Source organism: Leisingera sp. ANG-S5 (assembly GCF_000813925.1).
Taxonomy (GTDB): Bacteria; Pseudomonadota; Alphaproteobacteria; order Rhodobacterales; family Rhodobacteraceae; genus Leisingera.
In genome coordinates, this window is sequence record NZ_JWLH01000016.1 from 1 (window position 1) to 19,403 (window position 19,403).

Consider the following 19,403-nt stretch of genomic DNA (forward strand, 5'->3'; position numbering starts at 1 on the left):
GCGCAGTCAGGAAGCCCCGCATGCCGCAACACCCCGCCCCGCCTGAGTCCCGCCGCGACGATCCGGCAGAAAATTCTGCCCGCGGTTTCGCTTGGGCGGTTCCGCTGATGCGCGCAGGCTACGCCGGGCGCGGTCTGGTCTACCTGCTGGTGGGCGGCGCTTCGCTGTGGTCGATCTGGCACGGCGGCAGCGCCGAAGGCACAGGCGAGGCGATGGGCCGCCTGCAGGGCGCGCTTGGCACCGCCATTCTGCTGCTGATTGCCCTTGGCATGGCCGCCTACGCCATCTGGCGCGCGGTGGACAGCATTTGGGATCTCGAAGACTACGGAAACAGCCCCAAGGGCTTGATCGCCCGCGCCGGGATGATCACTACCGGCCTGGTGCATCTGGGCCTCAGCGGGCTCGCCATCACGGTGCTTCTGGGACGCTCCGAAGGCCTCGGAAAGACAGAGCTGGTGAACCGCCTCCTCGCCTCCCCCGGCGGGCAGGCCGCCGCAGGCATCGCCGGGGCGCTCACCCTCGGCGCCGGCGGCTATTACTTGCACAAGGCCTGGAGCGAAGGCTACCGCGACCACATGCAGGGCAATCCGGCGACCCTGCATCTGAACCTGGTGCTTAAGGCTGGCATGGCCGCCCATGGCGTTGTCATTGCCATCATCGGGTTTCTGATGATGCAGGCAGCCGCCCATGCCTCCAGCCACGAAGCCGGCGGGATTGGCACCGCCTTCAACTGGCTGCAGGACAAGACCTACGGCCAGATCCTAGTGACCTTCCTGTGCATCGGCCTCCTGGGATTTTCCCTGGTTTGTTTCGTCAACGCCGCCTGGCGCATCGTGCCCAAGGCCGATGACCGCGGCCTCCAAACTCTGAAAGACATGCTGAACAGCTAGGGGCGGCCTGCCCGAAAGCGGCCTATCCCGCTTCCGGCAAATCCACCGTGCCGCGCATCAGCACAAAGCCCTCGCCGGCCACCCGCACGCCTTCGATCGCATCCGGCGCGCCGATCCGCGCCACCCGGGCCTGACCGGGGCGGCCCAGCCCGTGGCCCTGCTCTGCAGTGAATTCCGCCTTCTCCATCAGTCCGTGCTTCCACAAATAAGATGCCATCGCCCCGGTGGCCGACCCGGTGAACGGGTCCTCCGGCGGGCTTGGCGGCGCCATCAAGAGGCGCGAGAAGGTGTCGCCGGCCGCGGTCGCGCCTTCCAGCGTCACCAGAAACGGCTCCATCATGTCGATGCCATCAGCGCCCAGCGATTTGCCCAAAACGGCCAGCGCCTCCAGGTTCAGCTCCGCCGCCTCCAGCGCCGCGCGGTCGCGTAAAACGGTGACACAGAACGGCAACCCGGTAGAGACCTTCTGCGGCTGCCCCACGATGGCCTCCACCGGCAGCGACACCGCCGCCGCCACCAGCTCCGGGTCGGCAAAGGGGCCGAATTCCGGCGCCACCTGGGTCATCTCAATCAGATCACCGTCCAGCCGCACCGGCACGATCCCGGCGCCGGTCTCCAGGGTGATGCTGTCCCCCTGAAACAGCCCCCGGTCCCGCATCGCCGCAACTGTCGCAATGGTCGGATGACCGGCAAAGGGGATCTCACGGCTGGCCAGGAAATAGCGCACCTTGACGTCAGCCACGTCCGACGGACCGGTAAAGGTGCACTCCACCAGCGAGGTTTCCCGCACGTAGGCGGTGCAGACCTCCACCGGCAGATGCGCGCCGCCATGCACCACCGCACAACCATTGCCGCCGAACGCCCGGTCCGAGAACGCATCCACCCAGTCGAAATTCAAAAGACTCATTGTTTCTTGTCCTTTCCGGCCTCTTTGCCGCGCCCTAACCCGAGCGGTGCCTGCAAGCGGCGCTCCACCTTTACTTCAAATGTCTCAACCGGCATTGCGAAGCTGCTGGCAAAGGCCTGCCGCCAGCCCATACCCTGCCCGAGCTTGTGCCAGTAATCAAATACCGCTGCCTTGCCGTGTTCCTCCGCCAGCAGCCGTACGGCAAAATGCGCCAGCGGGTAGTTGTCTGTATCGAAGGCCACCTCTGACAGGCGCATTTCCTGCAAACTGCGGGAGGATCCCTTTGCTTCCCGGCGCAGCTCCCCGAGAGACGCCCTGGGTTCATCCAGCATCTCGAAGGCAAACTCCGCCTGTACCAACTCAGCGGCGCCTTCGATCAGCCACAGGGGATGGGCCAGGGACCAATTCGCCTGGTTCGGTTTCAGCATGCCGAACTCGCCCGAGACTTCCGCCTGCCAAAGATGCATGTACTCATGCGCAATTACCGGGCCAAGCCAGCGGTACGATGCCTCCAGCCATTCCGCATCGTATTTTTCGACCTTCTCCCAGCAGATGATGAAAAGGCCGGGGAAGGCCCGTCCCGCATAGCCGCCATCAATGGAACAGGCCTCCTCTATAACTGCAGAAAAATCAATTGGCGGCAGCCCCAGGTCCTCCAGCATATAGCGGGTCTGCAGCATCAGGCTGCTGCGGTCTTCCCCCACAGCGATGCCAGGCCGCGACGCCATAGGCATCTTCAGGCTATTGTTGAAAAAGTTCCGCACCTTTCGGTAGTTCACCATCAATGCGGTGCGCGCCATGCCTTGCTGCGCATGAATGACCGGCCGCTGATCGTTCGGCATGTGCCGCGCCAGCTTCGGACGCAAAGTGGCCAGTTCCCGGCACCAGTGCACGGCACTGCGTTGCGAAAGCCCCGGCAAGCGGCCCAGACGCCCGGGCGGCCGGTCCCCCTGGTTGCCGGTCATCTTGTTCCAGGCCTGCCAGTGCTGGTAGGTGACCCGGTTGTTCTCCGCTCCCGGATCAAACCCCAGCTCCGCCAACTGCCCCTGAACACAGGCGACAAACGGGTCTGCCGCAGCCGGGACGGCCGCCAGGGCCAGCCCCGCCGCCAGCACAAGCCGCCGCAGCCTTCCGCCAGCTCTCAAGACTGCTTCCGCCGCATCTTGGAAATATAGGCCCGCGCGGTGCCGGGCCGCTTGCGCAGCTCCATTACCTGCGTCTCAAACTCGGCCAGAGCGACGCCAAAGGCGCCCTTGAAAGCCTGCTCCCAGTTCTGACCCGCGTTCAGGCGGCGCCAAAAGGTGAACAGCGCCTCCTCGCCGCTGATCCGGGTCAGGATATGCACCGCATAATGGGCGAAATCATAGTCGCCACTGGTGCTGACCGTCTTATGCGCCCGCATGCCGCGCAGGCTCTTTTTTGACTTCAATGACCATTCGTGCAGCTCCGCAAGCCCCGGCGCGCGCAGCCGCAGGGCTCTCTTGCCGAACCGTGCCGCAACCACTTCGGCGCTGCCTTCCACCAGCCAGGCCGGCCCCATGCGGGCGCGCAGCGAATTGCTGTGGAACCCTTCTGAGCGGGCGCCGCCCAGTTCCGCCTGCACCAGGTGCATGTATTCATGCGCCATCATCATGCCCAGCCACTTGCGCGACCGCTTGAGCCAGGCATTGTCGGCCTCATGCGGGTTGTCCCAGCAGATATACATGAACTTGAGATAGGCCGCGCCAGCAACACCAAAGGGCTTGTTGCAATGGGCGGCGATGGAGGCATCCGGGTTGAACCGCGCGCTCGACATATCGCGCAGCAGGCGGCGCACATAGGTTTGCACGTCCTTTGTGTTGCCTGCCGCACCGATGCCGATATGCCCGGCCAGCACGATGCCGTATTCCCGGTCCATGAAGCGCAGCACCTTGTCATAGGCCTGCCGGATACCCTTTTCCACGTTGGGCGTATCCGCCAGGATCCGCACCGGCGCCGCCGACGGCATATGCCGCTCCAGGCCGGTCTTCAGAGCCGGCAGCTCGCGGCACCAGTGGATCGCGGTCTTTTGGCTCAGCGGCGGCAGCGCGGCCAGCAGCGCGGTGCCTGCCTTTGCCTGGCGCAGTGCCTGCCAGGCGCCCTTGGTCTGCTGCGTCAGCCGCCCGTCCGGCTGGCCCGCGGCATAGCCCAGATCCGTCAGCTGCTGCTGCACGCATTTCACAAAGGGGTCAGCACCTGCAGGCGCAGCCAGGGCGGACAGCCCGAACGCCAGCCCCAGCGCCTGCGCCAGCGGACGGAAATTCCGGATCATTATTTGCCTCACTTGAAATATCAGCCGTTGAAAACAATTCAGGCCCCCAAAATGGGAGCCTGTCTCTCAGAAATGCAAGTGTTTTCCGGCGGATGCCGGGACGTCAGTGCACCGCAACCGGCGTCATGTCGTTCTGCCGGGCCAGCACAAAGGCCAGCTGCCGGTCGGCCACCAGCGCCAGCTGGCCGCCCTCGGCGTCGTGCACGGCGTAAAGCAGCTCGCGCCCGCCGGCATTCTCCTGCACGTCCTTGGGAAGATCTGCCACCGCAACCGCCTTCACATAGACGGTCCGGTCTCCGGCATCCTTGAAGTCAAACGGTGTATGCATTGCTCTTACCCCTTTCTGATACTGATTGTCTGGACCACGGTTTCAGGCCGCGCACGGGTCAGATCCACATGCAGCAGCCCGTTTTCCATCACCGCCTCGCCCACTTCGACGCCATCGGCCAGCACGAACATGCGCTGGAACTGGCGTGCCGCGATGCCGCGGTGCAGGAACACCCGCCCCTCGCTGTCGTCGCGCTGTCGGCCTCGGATCACCAGCTGGCGGTCCTCGACGGTGATCGCCAGATCCTCTTCGGCGAAACCGGCCACGGCCAGGGTGATGCGGTAGGAATGGTCTGATGTCTGTTCGATATTATAGGGGGGATAGCCTTCGTTGCCCGATTTTGCCGAGCGTTCCAGGAGGCGTTCCAGCTGCTCGAACCCCAGCATATGCGGGTAAGAGCCCAAGGTTAGTTTCGACACGTTGTTCGTCCTTTATGCCAAAGCGACGTATGCGCGCGGCCCCGGTCCCGGCAGCCGCTTCCCCAAGAATATGGGAAGTTCTTTATGGATTCACAAGACCATGTGCCCATAGGTCTAGCGGAAAAGCCCTTAACGAAGTATCTTCACTCTCACTTCATTCATAAGCCCGATTGAGTCCCCCATGAATGCACCCACAGATGTGTCGATGAAGACGGACGAAGTCCTGAAGGTCGAGCTCGAGGTTTTCCGCAGGCAGCACCGTGATCTGGACGAGGCCATCGCCGCGCTGGAAGAGCGCGGCACCGCCGATCAGCTGACCATCCGGCGGCTGAAAAAGCAGAAGCTGGTCCTGAAGGACAAGATTGCCCTGATCGAAGACCGGCTGACCCCGGACATCATCGCCTGACCCCGCGCCGGGTGTCCGGCGCGCCACCCTGTGCCCAAGCTGCACGGGAAAAGCTGCAGAACGCAGCGGTTTCACTGAATTAAAACAGGGCCTCCCGCCCCCTCCTCCGCGCAGGCAAGCTGCGCCGGAAGGCGTTGGGCATGGCAGCGGGCCTGACGGCGCGCTGCGGCCGCGCTGTGCGGCAGGTGTCACAGATCCTTGCAAAGGCGCAGCGCATCATAGACCGCCGCATGGATATTGCGCCCCGCCACCGCGTCACCAGCACGGGCCAGCCAGTACGCCCCTGACGGGTTCACCTCCGCAAAGGGGCTGCGGCCCGCAATCATCTCCTGATGATCGAGCTGCCCCAGATTGCGCGAGCCCGGCTTCAGTGCGTGGTACAGATCCTCCGCCGGGGTGATCCCGCGCTCCGAGACTACATGATCCACCACCCGCTCCTGCAGCTCACCGCTCAGCACATGGCGCAGGGTGATGCGCTTGCGGTTGCCCTCAGCAGCCACAGACACAGGTTCCAGCAGGCTCTCGAACACCACCCCCTGCAGCGCCAGATCGCGCAGGACCACGGCTGAGTTGGTCGGCCCCAGGTCATGCCCCGCCATCCGGTCCGGCGTTGCCAGCGTGACCGCGCAGCCCATTCGCGCCATCACATCGGCGCAAACCAGCGCCGCGTGATCGCCGACCTCGTCCAGCAGCAGAACCTCGCCAGCCACCCGCGCCTCGCCGGACAGCACTTCCCAGCTGGACGTCACCAGATGCCCGCCCGGAATATCCAGCGGCTCCGGCCAGCCGCCGGTCGCCACAATCACTGCATCCGGGCTTTCCGCCAGCACATCCTCCGCCTCGGCATACGCATTGAGACGCACATAGGCGCCCAGCCGCTCCACCTCCGAGATCAGCCAGTCCGCTACGCCCCAGATCTGGCGCCGGGTCATGCCCTTGGCCGCCAAGCCGATTTGCCCGCCCAAGCGGCTGCCAGCCTCAAACAACACCACCTCATGGCCGCGCTCTGCCGCCACCCGCGCGGCTTCCAGCCCCGCCGGGCCGCCGCCGGCCACCACCACCTTGCGCCGCACCTCCGCGGGTGCAATCACATGCGGCATCACCATCTCGCGCCCCGTCGCGGCGTTATGGCCGCAAACCGCGGGCTTGCCCTGATTGACCCGGTCGACGCAATAGCCCAGCGCCACGCAGGGCCGGATACGTTCTTCCTCGCCCTGGCGCAGCTTCTGCACCAGATAAGGGTCGGCCATATGCGCCCGGGTCATGCCGATCATGTCCGCCTGGCCTTCGCGGATGGCATGGCGGGCGGTGGCAATATCGGCCACCCCGCCCGCATGAAACACCGGCAGATCCACCGCCGCGCGGATTGCGCCCGCCACGTTCAGATCCGGCGCCGCGGGCATCCCCATCGGCGCCACCCAGCCGGCAAGGCCAAGGTCATCATAGGGCGCCCCTGCCAGCACGTTCAGGAAGTCCACAGAACCGGTGGCGGCAATCTTCTGCGCTGCCTCAATACAGTCTGCCGCGCCGAGTCCGCCCTCGGTCAGCTCATCGCCGGTGACCCGCATGCCGAGGATCAGGTCCGGCCCCACCGCCTCACGCACCGCTTCCAGGACCTGCAATGTCAGCCGCAGCCGGTTGTCCAAGGAGCCGCCGTAGTCATCCTCCCGGCAGTTCACCAAGGGCGACAGGAACTGCCCCAAGAGATGCGAATGCATCAGCAGTTCAATTCCGTCAAACCCACCCGCCCGGCAGCGTTCAGCAGCGGCGGCGAAATCCTTGATAACGCGGGAGATATCTTCCATCTCCATCACCTTGGGAAACGCGCGGTGCGCCCGCTCCCGCCGCCCGGACGGCCCCAGCACCGGCAGCCAGTGGCCGTCGTCCCAGGCGGTGCGCCGGCCCATATGGGTGATCTGGCACATCACCGCCGCGCCATGCTTGCGCACCCCGTCCGTCAGCCGCTGGAACCACGGGATGATGCTGTCATCACCCGCATACAGCTGCCCGAACACAGACGGGCTGTCCGGCGCGATATTGGTCGAGCCGCCGATCATCGTCAGCGCAATGCCGCCCTTCGCCTTTTCCTCATGGTACAGCCGGTAGCGGTCCCGCGGATGGCCGCCCTCCTGGAACGAGGGCGCATGCGCCGTGCTCATGATCCGGTTGCGCAGGGTCAGATGGCGCAATTGCAACGGCTGGAGGAGCGGGTCGGTCTGCTGGGTCATCAGGGAATTTTCCGGGCAAAATCTCCCCAGCACAAGAGCGGCCCTGCCAGCCCCCTGGCTTGCAGAAAACCGGCATCCGCCCGCCTCTGTTGCGACACCCTGTCCGCAGGCCGCAAAAACACCCTCTGACCGGATGGTCAAAGCCGGATTTTCCCTTTAGGAGCACTGCAATTTTGCCCGCACCCCAGCAACACCCCGGTCCGGGCCTGCGTAAACACCTGAGATAAGAGCGAGACCATGACCGCCACCAGCGACCCCGCCGACGCGCCCTCCGCCCCCGGAACCGATTACAAATTCACCCCGAAACAAGCCCTTGTCGGCGCCCAGATGCTGTTTGTCGCCTTCGGCGCGCTGGTGCTGGTGCCGCTGCTCACGGGCCTTGACCCCAGCGTCGCGCTGTTCACCGCAGGCCTTGGCACGCTGATCTTCCAGATCGTCACCCGCGGCCAGGTGCCGGTGTTCCTGGCGTCTTCCTTTGCCTTCATCGCGCCGATCATCTACGGCGTGCAGACCTGGGGCATGGCGGCCACCACCGGCGGCCTGGCGGCGGCGGGCCTCTTGTATGTGGCGCTCTCCTTTGCCATCCGCGCCTTTGGCGCAGGCTTCCTGCACCGGCTGCTGCCGCCGGTCGTGGTCGGCCCCGTCATCATGGTGATCGGCCTGTCGCTGGCGCCGGTTGCGGTCAACATGGCCACCGGCCTCGCAGGCGACACCCAGGTGATGCCGCGCAATACCGCACTGCTGCTTGCCGCCATCTCGCTGGGCGCTACCATGCTGACGGCGATCCTCGGCCGCGGCATCATGCGGGTGGTGCCGATCCTCGCAGGCGTTGCCGCGGGCTACATCGCCACGCTGGTCATCGGCGCCGTCACCGGCGAGGCGCTGGTCAACACCGCCCCGCTGGCGGACGCGCCCTGGTTCAAGGTTCCGGGCTTTGTCGCGCCCGAGTTCAACCTCGCCGCCATCCTGTTCATCCTGCCGGTCGCCATTGCGCCTGCGATTGAGCATTTCGGCGACATCATGGCGATCTCCAGCGTGACCAAGCGCGACTACATGGAGAAACCCGGCATCCAGAACACGATGCTGGGCGACGGCCTTGCCACTGCCGCCGCGGGCCTGCTGGGCGGGCCGCCCAACACCACCTATTCCGAGGTGACCGGCGCCGTCACCCTGACCCGTGCCTTCAACCCGGCAATCATGACCTGGGCGGCACTCTTCGCCATCGCGCTGTCCTTTGCGGGCAAGCTCTCCGGTGCGCTGTCGACCATCCCGATGCCGGTGATGGGCGGCATCATGATCCTTCTGTTCGGCATGGTCACCGTGGTCGGCCTGTCGGTGCTCGCGAAACTGGGCGAGGCGCTGTCGGAGGCCCGCAACATGGTGATCATCTCCACCGTGCTGATCATCGGCCTCGGCGGGCTGACACTGCAGTTCGGCGAAGGTTTCACCCTTGCGGGCATCGGCCTGTCGGGTGTTGCCGGCCTGCTCCTCAACCTGATCCTGCCGCAGCAGCGGGATTGATTCCACCGCCTGCGCAGCCCCGGCGGCTGCGCAGGCAACACCTTGTCATGGCAGGTTGCACGACTCTCAGGACACCACTGTCTCTCGACTCATGAAGCCCGGCAGCACCTCTGCGATGGCCACAAACTCGGGCCGGAACTTATCCAGAAGCTGCTTCATCGCAGCGCTGATATTTTCTGCATCATGCACATCCCGGATCTCCAGCGTGTTGTTCTTCAGGAATTTTGAGTATCTCTTGCCCTCTCCGGCAGCCCCTTTCTGGAACCGGATCCGGCTCAAACCTTCAGAAGCGGCCACACCCTCAATCTCTTCGATCAATGCCTTGCGCGCGGCATGGTCGGACAACGGCCCGACTTCCGCAAACAGCCGTAACTGACCCTTGCTTCCGTCATTGCCCGGCACCAGCGCCAGCCAGCAGGACAAAGGAAACCCCATCCACCAGTTTTCGCAGCCCGGCCAGCTGCCGCCCCGACCCAATGCGGCGACCCACTCCTGCGGCAGAAAGCTCACCCCGTCGCGGTGCAGGGCCCCAAAGCAAAAGACGCCTTTGCCGATTTTCTTTTCTTCCAGCGGCCCCGGACTGTCTCCGAACTGCTCATGCGCCGCCATTGCGAACTCCGATGCCGCACCATGCTCAATGACAAAATCCAGCACCTTCTTGTGGCTGCGGTACAATTCCCGCGCCAGTTTCACCATTTCATCGCGTTCCTTGCTCATGCCGGTCGCTTCCTGCAAAATTTCTATGTAGTGGGTCAAAAACGTGCTGATCTCGGGCCGCAGAAGATAGGCCTCCTGCTCCAGAAAACGCGATAGGAAAGTGCAGATCTCGCCATAGCCAATCGGCACATAGTCGTGGTTGTCAAAGGCCTCATCGCGCAGCGTCAGGAACACGCCCTGGATCTGCAAGTCCTCCTGCGTTTTGTAGACACCGCGGACTTTCCTCATGTAATTCGCAAGCTGGTCCCCGTGCAATTTGCTGTCGAACTTGTTTTCAATGACAAAAGCCCAGCGGTTGCGCTCGCTCAGAATGAAAATATCGATGTTCAGCCATTCACAGCGCACTTCGGCATCGCGCATATCTGCCTGCGAAATCTCCAGCGCAGTCGGCCCTGCCGGCAGGCTGCTGCCGCGGTAGGCCTCCGCGAGAAAGACCTTCAGGAACCGGTCGCCCAGACCATGCGTTTCGCTTGGATCCAACAGCCAGGCAAGTATCGCAGAATGGCGGATTTCCATCCGTTCCATCTTCATGACCCGGATCGGGTTGAACCGGTTCAGATAGGCTTCGATCCGTTCCAGGTGCTCATTGTTCACGAACAGCGCTTCCAGCGCGCCATGCGATGGCATCTGGTCTTTGGTTTGCATTGGTCAAATTACCCTCAATTAAAATCGGTCTGCCCAGAGAAATGATCAATCGGAGCCAGGCACATTTGGCTCCCCTTACCTCTCCTCCGGCTTCAAATGCCGGATGCGCGCCACATGCGCCGCAATATCCTCGCGGCTGAACTTCGAGTGCCGCCGCTTCACTGACGCCGGATGGTTCCCCAGCCCCAGCTTCAGCGCCTCCCGCCAGGCCCGCTTGGGCCGGACCGGGCGCGGCGCAAAACCGCCGCCGCAGGTCGGGCAGACGTTGTGCAGCTCCCGCTCCACGCATTCCGCACAGTAGGTGCACTCATAGCTGCAGATCCGCGCGTCCGCAGCCTCCGGTGGCAGATCCTTGTCGCACAGCTCGCAATTGGGGCGCAGTTCCAGCATTTTGCTCTCCTCATTCAGCCGCCACCGTGCCCCGCTTGCCGGTGGCCCGCAAGCCCCGCCACAGCCACACGCGCCGCGCCTGGGCGCGGCGCCACGCCCAACCGCGGGGGCGGTGCAGCTTGCCTGCATTCCCGCGCGGGCGGGAGCCGCCCCCTCCAATCCCCTGCCCATCCCCCTGCGGCATAGCGCCAAACCCTGCAAAACAAGGCAAATCCCGCCGTTTTCCAGCGCGGCCCGCATTGCGAAAACCGCAACTTTCCCTATAGTGCGCGCTCCACAAGCCGCGACAGGAGCCACCATCCATGGGTGACATCAAAGTGGGCATCATCATGGGCAGCCAATCCGACTGGCCCACCATGAAGGAAGCCGCCAATATCCTCGATGAACTGGGCGTCGAATACGAGGCCAAGATCGTCTCTGCCCACCGCACCCCGGACCGGCTGTGGAGCTACGGCAAATCCGCCGCCGACCGCGGCCTGCAGGTGATCATCGCAGGCGCCGGCGGGGCAGCTCACCTGCCCGGCATGGTAGCCTCCAAGACCCGCGTGCCCGTTGTGGGCGTGCCGGTACAGACCCGCGCGCTCTCCGGTGTCGACTCGCTCTATTCCATCGTGCAGATGCCCAAGGGCTTCCCGGTTGCCACCATGGCGATCGGCGCCGCAGGTGCCGCCAACGCAGGCCTGATGGCCGCAGGCATCCTGGCCCTGCAGGATCCCGCGCTGGCCCAGCGCCTGGACGACTGGCGCGAGGCGCTCTCCGCCTCCATCCCCGAGGAACCTTCTGATGACTGACGTTCTTGCTCCCGGCGCCACCATCGGCATCCTCGGCGGCGGCCAATTGGGCCGGATGCTCTCGATTGCGGCCTCCCGCCTCGGCTTCAAGACCCATATCTTTGAACCCGGCGCCAACCCGCCCGCAGGCCATGTCGCCGACCGCGTGACCACCGCAGGCTACGAGGATGCCGAGGCGCTGGCCGCCTTTGCCGCCTCGGTCGACGTCATCACCTATGAGTTCGAGAACATCCCGACCTCCGCGCTGGACCTCTTGGAATCGCAAAAACCGATCCGCCCGGACCGCGAGGCGCTGCGGATCAGCCAGGACCGGCTGACCGAAAAGAGCTTCCTGCAGGACCTCGGCCTGCAAACCGCGCCTTTTGCAGACATCAGTGATCAGGCCAGCCTCGACGCGGCGCTCGCGGATATCGGTGCGCCGTCGATCCTGAAAACCCGCCGCTTCGGATATGACGGCAAGGGCCAGGCCCGCATCAAGTCCCCGGAAGACGCCGGCGAAGCGCTCGCCGCCATGGCGGGCGCGCCCTCGATCCTCGAAGGGTTCGTGAATTTCAGCCACGAGGTCTCCGTCATCGCCGCCCGCGGCGTGACCGGCGAGATCGCCTGTTTCGACCCCGGCGAAAACGTCCACCGCGACGGCATCCTGCACACCACCACCGTGCCCGCCAAGCTGACCACCGGCCAGCGCATGGATGCGGTGCTGATGGCGGGCAAGATCCTGAACGCGCTGGAGTATGTCGGCGTCCTCGGTGTCGAACTGTTCGTGACCCCCGACGGCCTGATCGTCAACGAGATCGCCCCGCGGGTGCACAATTCCGGCCACTGGACCCAGAACGGCTGCACTGTGGATCAGTTCGAACAGCACATCCGCGCGGTGGCCGGCTGGCCGCTCGGCGACGGCCAGCGCCACTCTGACGTGGTGATGGAAAACCTGATCGGCGATGACGTGGACCGCATCCCGGAGCTGGCGAAAGAGGCCGATTGCGCCATTCACCTCTATGGCAAGGCGGAGGCCAAGCCGGGCCGCAAGATGGGCCATGTGAACCGGGTGGTGAAGGCGGAAGGCTGACGGACTGGGGGCGTTGCCCCCAGACCCAGGCTGAACTTGGGGCTTCGCCCCAAACCCGGGATATTTTCAGACCAGAAAGAAGAAGGCGGCCCAAGAACGGAACGCCCGTGAAAGCGGCCCCGCCGGGTTCACGCGCCGCAAGGAGGGCCATCCGGCCTGATGCGCGGCGCCCCTGCTCCAAGAACCGGCCGGTAACGTTGCGGGCTAACAATCACTGCAGCATAGCACCGGCGCGGGGTTAGTCGAACTTTGCGCTCAGCCCCTGCGACTTCCGCCACTGACGCCAGACGCAATAGATAACCGCCCAAATCACACAACAGAGGACCACTCCAAAAAACGCCATGTCGAGTGCAGTCTCAAACCAAAAACGCAGTGCGGTCGTCTCTACCCATTCAGCAGGCCTCCTCCCCACGCGTAGCAAGAGAAAGTACTGGCCTGCATCGGTTTTGGCCTCCCGCACACGACCTTCCAAAGAAAGCGCGGCTAACAGGCTGATTGCCAGATAACCATGTACAACCCAGCCCAACATATTGCGTATTTTCTTAAGAAATGAACGCATGTTGTTCTATCGTGCCAACCGATTGCCCCTGCCTTCAGGCAAGGAAACGACCCGCCACATCCCCCGACATATAGCTGACCTGCCCGCCGGACAGTGTCGCCGCAACCCGCAGGCTCTCCTTGTCCAGCACCACGATATCCGCCCGCTTGCCTGCCTCCAGCATGCCGCGGTCCGTAAGCCCCAGCAGCTGCGCAGGCCCTTCCGAGACCAGCCGCCACGCCCCCGCCAGATCCAGCAGGCCGGAGCGTTCCAGCATCAGCGCCGCACGCCGCGGGCTGGGGTAGTGATAGTCGGAGGCCAGCGCATCGCACAGCCCCATGGCGATCAGCTCCACGGCAGAAGCATTACCCTTGTGCGAGCCGCCCCGCACCACATTCGGGGAGCCGAGGATCACCGGATCACCCGCGCTGCGCGCAGCCTCTGCCGCCTCCAGCGTCTCGGGGAACTCGGCAATCCGGGCGCCGCGCTCGCGCCAGACGGCGCGGTCCTCTGCGGTCTGATCGTCATGGCTGCCCAGCCGCACATCCAGCGTGGCCAGTTCAGCACAAAGCGCGTCCAGCCTGCCCGGCACCTCGTCCCGGCGCGCGTGCATATCCTTCAGCATCTGCCAGTGGACCTCCGGGTTGCGCCCTGCCTTCAGCGCCTGGCCGGTCAGCCGCGGCGGCTTCTTGCCCGCTGCCAGCCGCTCATGCGGCAGGTGGTCGTTGAACACCACATAAGGCACCTGCCACTCCGCCACCTTGGCGGCGAGTGCGGCATAGTCCTCCAGCATATGGATTTCGAACCGCAGCTGCGGCAGCAGATCAGTCACCAGCGACCCGCGCACCGCCTTGATGCCCTCAAACACCTGTCCTGCAAACTCGGGACCGCGCAAGCCGCCCTCCCAGGAGTAGAACTGCGCCAGCACCGCGGTGGTGATGCCGTTGGCGGCCAGCTCGGCCTCCGCCGCGACGACGCCCTCGGACATCTGCTTCATCGCGCCGCGCCGCGGCGCCAGGTGGCGTTCGAACCCGTCGCCATGGGCGTCCACGATGCCCGGCAGCACCAGATAGCCCGACAGATCCACAACACGCCCCGCCGGCGCATCCGCCACCAGACCACCCGCAATGGCGATCTCACCGCCACGCTCCAGCCCGCCGGGGCGCAGCACATCGCCGCCCTGCAGCGTCAGTTCCAATGTCATTGTTCCGCCTCTTCACAGCCGCCGTTCAGCTGGCACGCCTCGCCAATGATCTCTTCCACCGCCGCCAGCCAGCCCAGGCTGGGCTCAAACCGCCCCTCCTCCAGGAAATGCAGCGCCTGCGTCATCACCTGCGGGTTGTTCATCATGTAGGTATGGGTGACCGGCAGCGTCAGATGCGCCGCCATGCCGTCCACCTTGGTGCTTTCGACCGAGACCTTGCCGTCATCCGCCCCCGGGATCAGCGCCGAAAATACCGGGTTCAGCGTCTCATCCCCCGCAATCACGCCGAGCTCAAACGCCACCGGTGGCAGCTTCTTGGGCAAGCTGTCCTCACCAGTGCCCAGCTGCAGCCCGGCGGGGCCGTTCAGGAAACCAAAGACCTCCCAGTCGCCCAGTTCGTCCACCAGCTCGCTGCCCTGGTTCGGCGGCCCCATCATCACCACCCGGCCCAGGTTTTCCGGGCTATTGTCCTGCAGCCAGTACCGCAGCAGAATACCTCCCATCGAGTGGGTCACCACATGGGCCGTCTCCCCGCCGCAGGCGGCAAAGGCGGCGGGCAGGGTCTCTTCTGCCAGAACCTGGATAGTCTCCTCAGTCGAGGCATAGCCGGGCCGCACCACAGCAAGCCCGCGCGACTGCAAGACCTCCTCCATCACCGCGAATGAGGTCTCGGAGCGCGCCAGCCCATGCAGCAGGATCACGCAATCGGCCGCCGCAGGCAGCGGCAGCAGCACTGCAGCAGCGGCAAACAGGGGTTTCAGAACATCACGCATGGGGCCCAGATAAGCGCAAGCGGCACCACAGGGAAGCCCCCGCAGTTACTTGGCTGCACGAACCCTGCGCGCAGGCGCCCGCAGCACCACCAGCGCAATGCCGCCCAGCACCGCCGCGCTGCCAAAGACCAGCCGCAAACCAATCGCCTCACCCAGCAAGGCCGCCCCGGCGAGGATCGCAATCACCGGCACGCTCAATTGCACGGTAGCGGCCACCGCGGGCAGGATCTGCGGCAGCAAGCGGTACCACAGCGCATAGCCCATGCCGGAGGTCACCGCGCCCGACACGACCGCCAGCACCGCACCATACAGGCTCACCGTGCTGCCGCCCAGCCACAGGGCCACCGGCAGGAACATCGCCGTGGACCACAGGAAATTCACCGCCGTCGCCGCCAGCGGCTGCGCAGCACCCCGCCCCAGAATGCTGTAGATCCCCCAGCCAAGCCCCGCCGCCGCCATCAGGAGCGACGCGCCAAGGGGCGCCGTGCCGCTGCCATCCGGCCAGACCACATAAGCAAGCCCCAGAAACGCCAGCACCGCGCCTGCCACCTGGCCCGCGCTGACCGGATTGCCCCGCAGCGCGCCCCATAGGAACATCGTGACCTGTACCACCCCGAACAGCACCAGCGCGCCAAGACCTGCGTCAAGCTGCTGATAGGCCAGCGAAAACCCGGCGATATACAGCGTCAGCGCCGCCCCGCCCTGCAGGCTCGCCGCCAGGTTCTGGCGCACCGCCAGCCCCTGCATCCGGCACAGCACCACCAGCATCGCAGCCCCCGAGGCCAGCCGCAGCAGACCAAAGCTGCCCGCATCCATATGCCCGCCCCCGATCGCCAGCCGGCTGAGGATGGAATTTGCGGCAAAGGCGATCATGGTGAGGGAGACGAGAAGAAACAGGCGCATGCGGAACGGGTAGCGTGCAAGCCTCGCGCGGACCAGTGATAATTTCGTGTCAGCCGTTGATACTCTTCAAGACATCTGCGTGCCGTTTAGCGTTTCAGCCCTTGAACACATTTTCCCGGTGCCAGCGAAGGTAGGATCGATGTGGCTTGAAAGCCGGGTTTACCGGTTCAATCAATCGCCGGTCTGGCAGCAGCAAACGGTTCAGTGTCGCCTCATCCACCGCCCTCTTCGCAACCAGCACCTCATTGTCATCGCTGATCGACAGCAGCCCCCGGTCAAACATCCAATGCACGGTTCCCGACAGGGCCAGCCCATTCCGCACCGTATCCGGGCCGCGCTCCGACACCGGAACGATATGCGCGGCCTCCACCTCCGGCCGTCCGCCGCCATTGCGCAACTCCAGCCCAGACATGGAACAGCGTCCGCCATAGGCGTGTTTGACCTGCCTCGCAAAACTACGGTCCCGGAATGCCCGCTGGGACAGCAGCATCTCGCGCGGCTGACCCTGGGGTTCGAAGGCGGCCTGCGCCTCAGCAAAACCAGGCTCTGCGGTGAAATCACCGGTGCGCGGAATGGCGTTCGGTTCTTCGCGCGCCGCCAGACCAGCGTTGATAATGCGTGCAAAATCCGCATCGGAGATCAGCCGGACCGCGCTGGTATTGCTGCCGCGCGACCTGGGCAAGCCGGTCTCATACGGCCCCTCCCCCTCCACCCACCGGGGAACAAAATTCTCGAAGGAAAGCTCACTCCCTGTGTCCAGCAGCGCATAAGCCAATGCAGGATCCGCGGGGTCATCCTGCACCTGAAGCACACGCTGAACGGAATGGTAGCCTTTACCGCCGCCGCGCCGCCCCTCATAGAAGATGACCCAGTCGCCGACGGTTTGTTCAACCCGGCTGAGATAGTGCTTTTTCGGGAAATGGTACGCTTTGCCAGGCTGGTCGTCATAACCAGAATGCGAAGACTGAATGAAAACCGCTTTGACCATGGCGGCGACTTTAGGGCGCTGTTTCCAAAAGGAAAAGAGGGGAGAGAAGAAGCACCCCGCATTCACCTTTGCACAAATACTCGCGCCGCAGGCAGCCCCGCAAGGCGGGCCTTCTTCTCCCAGTAAAAACGAAAAGGGGCCGCCCGAAGGCAGCCCCAAATCTTGCGGTCTTCAGCGGCGGGCTCTCGGCAGATTGGCCTGGTCGGCCAATCGCCTGTCGCCTCATCCCAAATCCCGGTGGGATTTGTGATTACATCATGCCGCCCATGCCGCCCATGCCGCCCATGTCGGGCATGCCGCCGCCGGCGCCTGCGCCTTCTTTGGCGGGCTTGTCGGCAACCATGGCTTCGGTGGTGATCAGCAGGCCAGCAACCGAGGATGCGTCTTCCAGCGCGGTGCGGGTCACCTTGGCCGGGTCGATCACGCCGAAGGAGAACATGTCGCCATATTCACCGGTCTGCGCGTTGTAGCCGAATGCGCTGTCCGAGGATTCGCGGATCTTGCCGGCAACCACGGCACCGTCGACGCCTGCGTTCTCGGCGATCTGGCGCAGCGGCGCTTCGATGGCCTTGCGGACGATGTTGATGCCTGCGTTCTGGTCGGCGTTGGCGCCTTCCAGGCCTTCCAGGCCTTTGCCGGCCTGCACCAGGGCAACACCGCCGCCGACGATCACGCCTTCCTGCACGGCTGCGCGGGTCGCGTTCAGCGCATCGTCCACACGGTCCTTGCGCTCTTTCACTTCCACTTCGGTCATGCCGCCGACGCGGATCACGGCCACGCCGCCTGCCAGTTTGGCAACGCGTTCCTGCAGCTTCTCGCGGTCGTAGTCAGAGGTGGTCTCTTCGATCTGGGTGCGGATCTGAGCAACACGTGCTTCGATCTCGGCCTTCTCGCCAGCGCCGTCGACGATGGTGGTCTCGTCTTTGGTGATGGAGACCTTCTTGGCGGTGCCCAGCATGTCCATGGTGACGGACTCGAGCTTCATGCCCAGATCCTCGGAGATCACCTGGCCGCCGGTCAGGATCGCGATGTCCTGCAGCATGGCCTTGCGGCGGTCGCCGAAGCCCGGCGCCTTGACGGCTGCGATTTTCAGGCCGCCGCGCAGCTTGTTGACAACCAGGGTTGCCAGCGCTTCGCCTTCGACGTCCTCAGCAATGATCAGCAGCGGCTTCTGCGACTGGATCACCTGCTCCAGCAGCGGAACCATCGGCTGCAGCGAAGACAGTTTCTTCTCGTGCAGCAGGATCATGCAGTCTTCCAGATCCGCGACCATCTTGTCGGGGTTGGTGACGAAGTAGGGCGACAGGTAGCCGCGGTCGAACTGCATGCCCTCGACCACGTCGGTCTCGGTTTCCATGCCTTTATTCTCTTCGACGGTGATGACGCCTTCGTTGCCAACCTTTTGCATCGCGTCAGCGATCTGGCGGCCGATTTCAGCTTCGCCGTTGGCGGAGATGGTGCCAACCTGCGCAACCTCGTCGGAGTCTTTCACTTCGCGGGCCATGTCCTTGATGCCCTGCACGACTTTGGCAGTTGCCAGGTCGATGCCGCGCTTCAGGTCCATCGGGTTCAGGCCGGCTGCAACCTGCTTCAGGCCTTCTTTGACGATCGCCTGGGCCAGAACGGTTGCGGTGGTGGTGCCGTCACCGGCTTCGTCGTTGGTGCGGGAAGCAACTTCCTTCACCATCTGGGCGCCCATGTTCTCGAACTTGTCTTCCAGTTCGATTTCCTTCGCCACGGACACGCCGTCCTTGGTGATGCGCGGTGCGCCGAAGGATTTGTCCAGAACCACGTTGCGGCCTTTGGGGCCCAGGGTCACTTTCACGGCGTCAGCCAGAATGTTGACGCCTTTCAGCATGCGGTTGCGGGCATCGGTGTCGAATTTGACGTCCTTAGCAGCCATTTTTCACTCTCCTAGAGAAATTCTGTGTGTATCAGCGATAGTGGGATCAGAGCAGGCCCGCGGGCTTACTCGATGATGCCCATGATGTCGCTTTCCTTCATCATCAGCAGCTCTTCACCGTCGACGGTGATCTCGGTGCCGGACCATTTGCCGAACATGATGCGGTCGCCAGCGGACACCGCCATCTCGATCAGCTCGCCGCTGTCCTTGCGGGCGCCAGCGCCGCATGCAACAACAACGCCTTCACTCGGCTTTTCCTTGGCGGAATCGGGGATGATCAGGCCGCCCGCGGTTTTTTCTTCGCTTTCGGTGCGGCGCACCAGCACACGGTCATGCAGCGGTTTCAATGCCATCTTTGCAGCTCCTTGAAAGGCTCAAAGGTTGTTATCTGTTGGACCTCCGCCTCCCCGGCGGGGCCGTTATCACTCACGAGAGGTGAGTGCTAACGAGGGGAAGCTAGGAATGCCCCCGCATGTTGTCAACACGGAATCAG

At 64.3% G+C, this 19,403-nt stretch carries 20 protein-coding genes; 5 read left to right on the forward strand and 15 right to left on the reverse strand.

From position 1 onward, the window contains the following. Positions 1–20: 20 nt before the first annotated feature. On the forward strand, positions 21–890 hold the full coding sequence (locus RA25_RS18590; protein ID WP_039174387.1) for a DUF1206 domain-containing protein: 870 nt from the start codon (positions 21–23) through the stop codon (positions 888–890). Between the two features lie 22 nt (positions 891–912). On the opposite strand, the gene RA25_RS18595 is transcribed toward RA25_RS18590, so the two are convergent. The 5 genes from RA25_RS18595 to RA25_RS18615 form a co-directional block, all read right to left on the reverse strand. After that, on the reverse strand, positions 913–1,797 hold the full coding sequence (locus tag RA25_RS18595; protein ID WP_039174389.1) for a PhzF family phenazine biosynthesis protein: 885 nt from the start codon (positions 1,795–1,797) through the stop codon (positions 913–915). Continuing rightward, positions 1,794–2,942, reverse strand: a complete 1,149-nt coding sequence (locus RA25_RS18600; RefSeq protein ID WP_152612239.1) for a hypothetical protein — start codon at positions 2,940–2,942, stop codon at positions 1,794–1,796. The genes RA25_RS18595 and RA25_RS18600 overlap by 4 nt, the downstream gene beginning before the upstream one ends. Continuing rightward, the gene (locus tag RA25_RS18605; RefSeq protein WP_039174392.1) at positions 2,939–4,087 is read right to left on the reverse strand and encodes a peptidoglycan-binding domain-containing protein; all 1,149 of its coding nucleotides are present in this window, start codon (positions 4,085–4,087) and stop codon (positions 2,939–2,941) included. The genes RA25_RS18600 and RA25_RS18605 overlap by 4 nt, the downstream gene beginning before the upstream one ends. Positions 4,088–4,190: 103 nt before the next feature. Then, positions 4,191–4,415 (reverse strand): DUF1150 family protein, encoded by a 225-nt coding sequence (locus RA25_RS18610; RefSeq protein ID WP_039150398.1) that lies wholly within the window; start codon positions 4,413–4,415, stop codon positions 4,191–4,193. Between the two features lie 5 nt (positions 4,416–4,420). After that, entirely contained in the window at positions 4,421–4,834 is a 414-nt protein-coding gene (locus RA25_RS18615) for an Hsp20 family protein (RefSeq protein WP_019298576.1), read from the reverse strand. A gap of 181 nt (positions 4,835–5,015) precedes the next feature. Here RA25_RS18615 and RA25_RS18620 point away from each other — a divergent pair, with 181 nt between their 5' ends. Further along, a complete protein-coding gene (locus RA25_RS18620) occupies positions 5,016–5,240 on the forward strand; it encodes a YdcH family protein (RefSeq protein WP_019298577.1) in 225 nt (74 codons plus the stop codon). Between the two features lie 188 nt (positions 5,241–5,428). Here the strand turns inward: RA25_RS18620 and RA25_RS18625 are convergent, their stop codons facing one another. Beyond that, complete coding sequence (locus RA25_RS18625; protein WP_039174394.1) at positions 5,429–7,468, reverse strand: NADH:flavin oxidoreductase; 2,040 nt, start codon at positions 7,466–7,468, stop codon at positions 5,429–5,431. A gap of 237 nt (positions 7,469–7,705) precedes the next feature. Between RA25_RS18625 and RA25_RS18630 the strand changes: the two genes are divergently transcribed. Continuing rightward, positions 7,706–8,989: a uracil-xanthine permease family protein gene (locus RA25_RS18630; RefSeq protein WP_039174397.1), complete on the forward strand. Its 1,284-nt coding sequence runs from the start codon at positions 7,706–7,708 to the stop codon at positions 8,987–8,989. Between the two features lie 66 nt (positions 8,990–9,055). Here the strand turns inward: RA25_RS18630 and RA25_RS22215 are convergent, their stop codons facing one another. Then, a complete protein-coding gene (locus tag RA25_RS22215) occupies positions 9,056–10,351 on the reverse strand; it encodes a PDDEXK-like family protein (RefSeq protein WP_052254295.1) in 1,296 nt (431 codons plus the stop codon). A 75-nt stretch (positions 10,352–10,426) separates the two neighbouring features. Continuing rightward, a complete protein-coding gene (locus RA25_RS18640) occupies positions 10,427–10,741 on the reverse strand; it encodes a DUF1272 domain-containing protein (RefSeq protein WP_019298581.1) in 315 nt (104 codons plus the stop codon). A gap of 302 nt (positions 10,742–11,043) precedes the next feature. On the opposite strand from RA25_RS18640, the gene purE reads away from it, so the two are divergent. Then, on the forward strand, positions 11,044–11,532 hold the full coding sequence (gene purE / locus RA25_RS18645) for a 5-(carboxyamino)imidazole ribonucleotide mutase (RefSeq protein ID WP_039174399.1): 489 nt from the start codon (positions 11,044–11,046) through the stop codon (positions 11,530–11,532). After that, positions 11,525–12,601, forward strand: a complete 1,077-nt coding sequence (locus RA25_RS18650; RefSeq protein WP_039174402.1) for a 5-(carboxyamino)imidazole ribonucleotide synthase — start codon at positions 11,525–11,527, stop codon at positions 12,599–12,601. Before purE ends, RA25_RS18650 begins: the two co-directional genes overlap by 8 nt. A 238-nt stretch (positions 12,602–12,839) precedes the next feature. Here the strand turns inward: RA25_RS18650 and RA25_RS18655 are convergent, their stop codons facing one another. From RA25_RS18655 to RA25_RS18685, 7 genes are all read right to left on the reverse strand, one after another. Further along, positions 12,840–13,160: a hypothetical protein gene (locus tag RA25_RS18655; protein ID WP_039174403.1), complete on the reverse strand. Its 321-nt coding sequence runs from the start codon at positions 13,158–13,160 to the stop codon at positions 12,840–12,842. Between the two features lie 34 nt (positions 13,161–13,194). Then, positions 13,195–14,343, reverse strand: coding sequence for an alpha-D-ribose 1-methylphosphonate 5-triphosphate diphosphatase (locus RA25_RS18660; protein WP_039174405.1), 1,149 nt, complete (start codon positions 14,341–14,343; stop codon positions 13,195–13,197). Next, a complete protein-coding gene (locus RA25_RS18665; protein ID WP_019298588.1) occupies positions 14,340–15,116 on the reverse strand; it encodes an esterase/lipase family protein in 777 nt (258 codons plus the stop codon). The genes RA25_RS18660 and RA25_RS18665 overlap by 4 nt, the downstream gene beginning before the upstream one ends. Positions 15,117–15,161: 45 nt before the next feature. Next, on the reverse strand, positions 15,162–16,019 hold the full coding sequence (locus RA25_RS18670) for a DMT family transporter (protein WP_039174407.1): 858 nt from the start codon (positions 16,017–16,019) through the stop codon (positions 15,162–15,164). A gap of 94 nt (positions 16,020–16,113) precedes the next feature. Further along, on the reverse strand, positions 16,114–17,007 hold the full coding sequence (locus tag RA25_RS18675; protein ID WP_039174408.1) for an HNH endonuclease: 894 nt from the start codon (positions 17,005–17,007) through the stop codon (positions 16,114–16,116). Positions 17,008–17,257: 250 nt separating this feature from the next. Next, complete coding sequence (groL, locus tag RA25_RS18680) at positions 17,258–18,910, reverse strand: chaperonin GroEL (RefSeq protein ID WP_039150417.1); 1,653 nt, start codon at positions 18,908–18,910, stop codon at positions 17,258–17,260. 65 nt (positions 18,911–18,975) lie between these two features. After that, positions 18,976–19,263 carry a co-chaperone GroES gene (locus tag RA25_RS18685; protein ID WP_019298592.1) on the reverse strand — a complete coding sequence of 96 codons (288 nt, stop codon included), beginning with the start codon at positions 19,261–19,263 and terminating at the stop codon, positions 18,976–18,978. Positions 19,264–19,403: the final 140 nt, after the last annotated feature.

Coding starts and splice junctions, on each gene's coding strand:
- RA25_RS18590 (WP_039174387.1), top strand. CDS start 21: ATGCCGCAACACCCCGCCCCGCCTGAGTCCCGCCGCGACGATCCGGCA.
- RA25_RS18595 (WP_039174389.1), bottom strand. CDS start 1,797: ATGAGTCTTTTGAATTTCGACTGGGTGGATGCGTTCTCGGACCGGGCG.
- RA25_RS18605 (WP_039174392.1), bottom strand. CDS start 4,087: ATGATCCGGAATTTCCGTCCGCTGGCGCAGGCGCTGGGGCTGGCGTTC.
- RA25_RS18610 (WP_039150398.1), bottom strand. CDS start 4,415: ATGCATACACCGTTTGACTTCAAGGATGCCGGAGACCGGACCGTCTAT.
- RA25_RS18620 (WP_019298577.1), top strand. CDS start 5,016: ATGAATGCACCCACAGATGTGTCGATGAAGACGGACGAAGTCCTGAAG.
- RA25_RS18625 (WP_039174394.1), bottom strand. CDS start 7,468: ATGACCCAGCAGACCGACCCGCTCCTCCAGCCGTTGCAATTGCGCCAT.
- RA25_RS18630 (WP_039174397.1), top strand. CDS start 7,706: ATGACCGCCACCAGCGACCCCGCCGACGCGCCCTCCGCCCCCGGAACC.
- RA25_RS22215 (WP_052254295.1), bottom strand. CDS start 10,351: ATGCAAACCAAAGACCAGATGCCATCGCATGGCGCGCTGGAAGCGCTG.
- RA25_RS18640 (WP_019298581.1), bottom strand. CDS start 10,741: ATGCTGGAACTGCGCCCCAATTGCGAGCTGTGCGACAAGGATCTGCCA.
- purE (WP_039174399.1), top strand. CDS start 11,044: ATGGGTGACATCAAAGTGGGCATCATCATGGGCAGCCAATCCGACTGG.
- RA25_RS18650 (WP_039174402.1), top strand. CDS start 11,525: ATGACTGACGTTCTTGCTCCCGGCGCCACCATCGGCATCCTCGGCGGC.
- RA25_RS18655 (WP_039174403.1), bottom strand. CDS start 13,160: ATGCGTTCATTTCTTAAGAAAATACGCAATATGTTGGGCTGGGTTGTA.
- RA25_RS18660 (WP_039174405.1), bottom strand. CDS start 14,343: ATGACATTGGAACTGACGCTGCAGGGCGGCGATGTGCTGCGCCCCGGC.
- RA25_RS18665 (WP_019298588.1), bottom strand. CDS start 15,116: ATGCGTGATGTTCTGAAACCCCTGTTTGCCGCTGCTGCAGTGCTGCTG.
- RA25_RS18670 (WP_039174407.1), bottom strand. CDS start 16,019: ATGCGCCTGTTTCTTCTCGTCTCCCTCACCATGATCGCCTTTGCCGCA.
- RA25_RS18675 (WP_039174408.1), bottom strand. CDS start 17,007: ATGGTCAAAGCGGTTTTCATTCAGTCTTCGCATTCTGGTTATGACGAC.
- groL (WP_039150417.1), bottom strand. CDS start 18,910: ATGGCTGCTAAGGACGTCAAATTCGACACCGATGCCCGCAACCGCATG.
- RA25_RS18685 (WP_019298592.1), bottom strand. CDS start 19,263: ATGGCATTGAAACCGCTGCATGACCGTGTGCTGGTGCGCCGCACCGAA.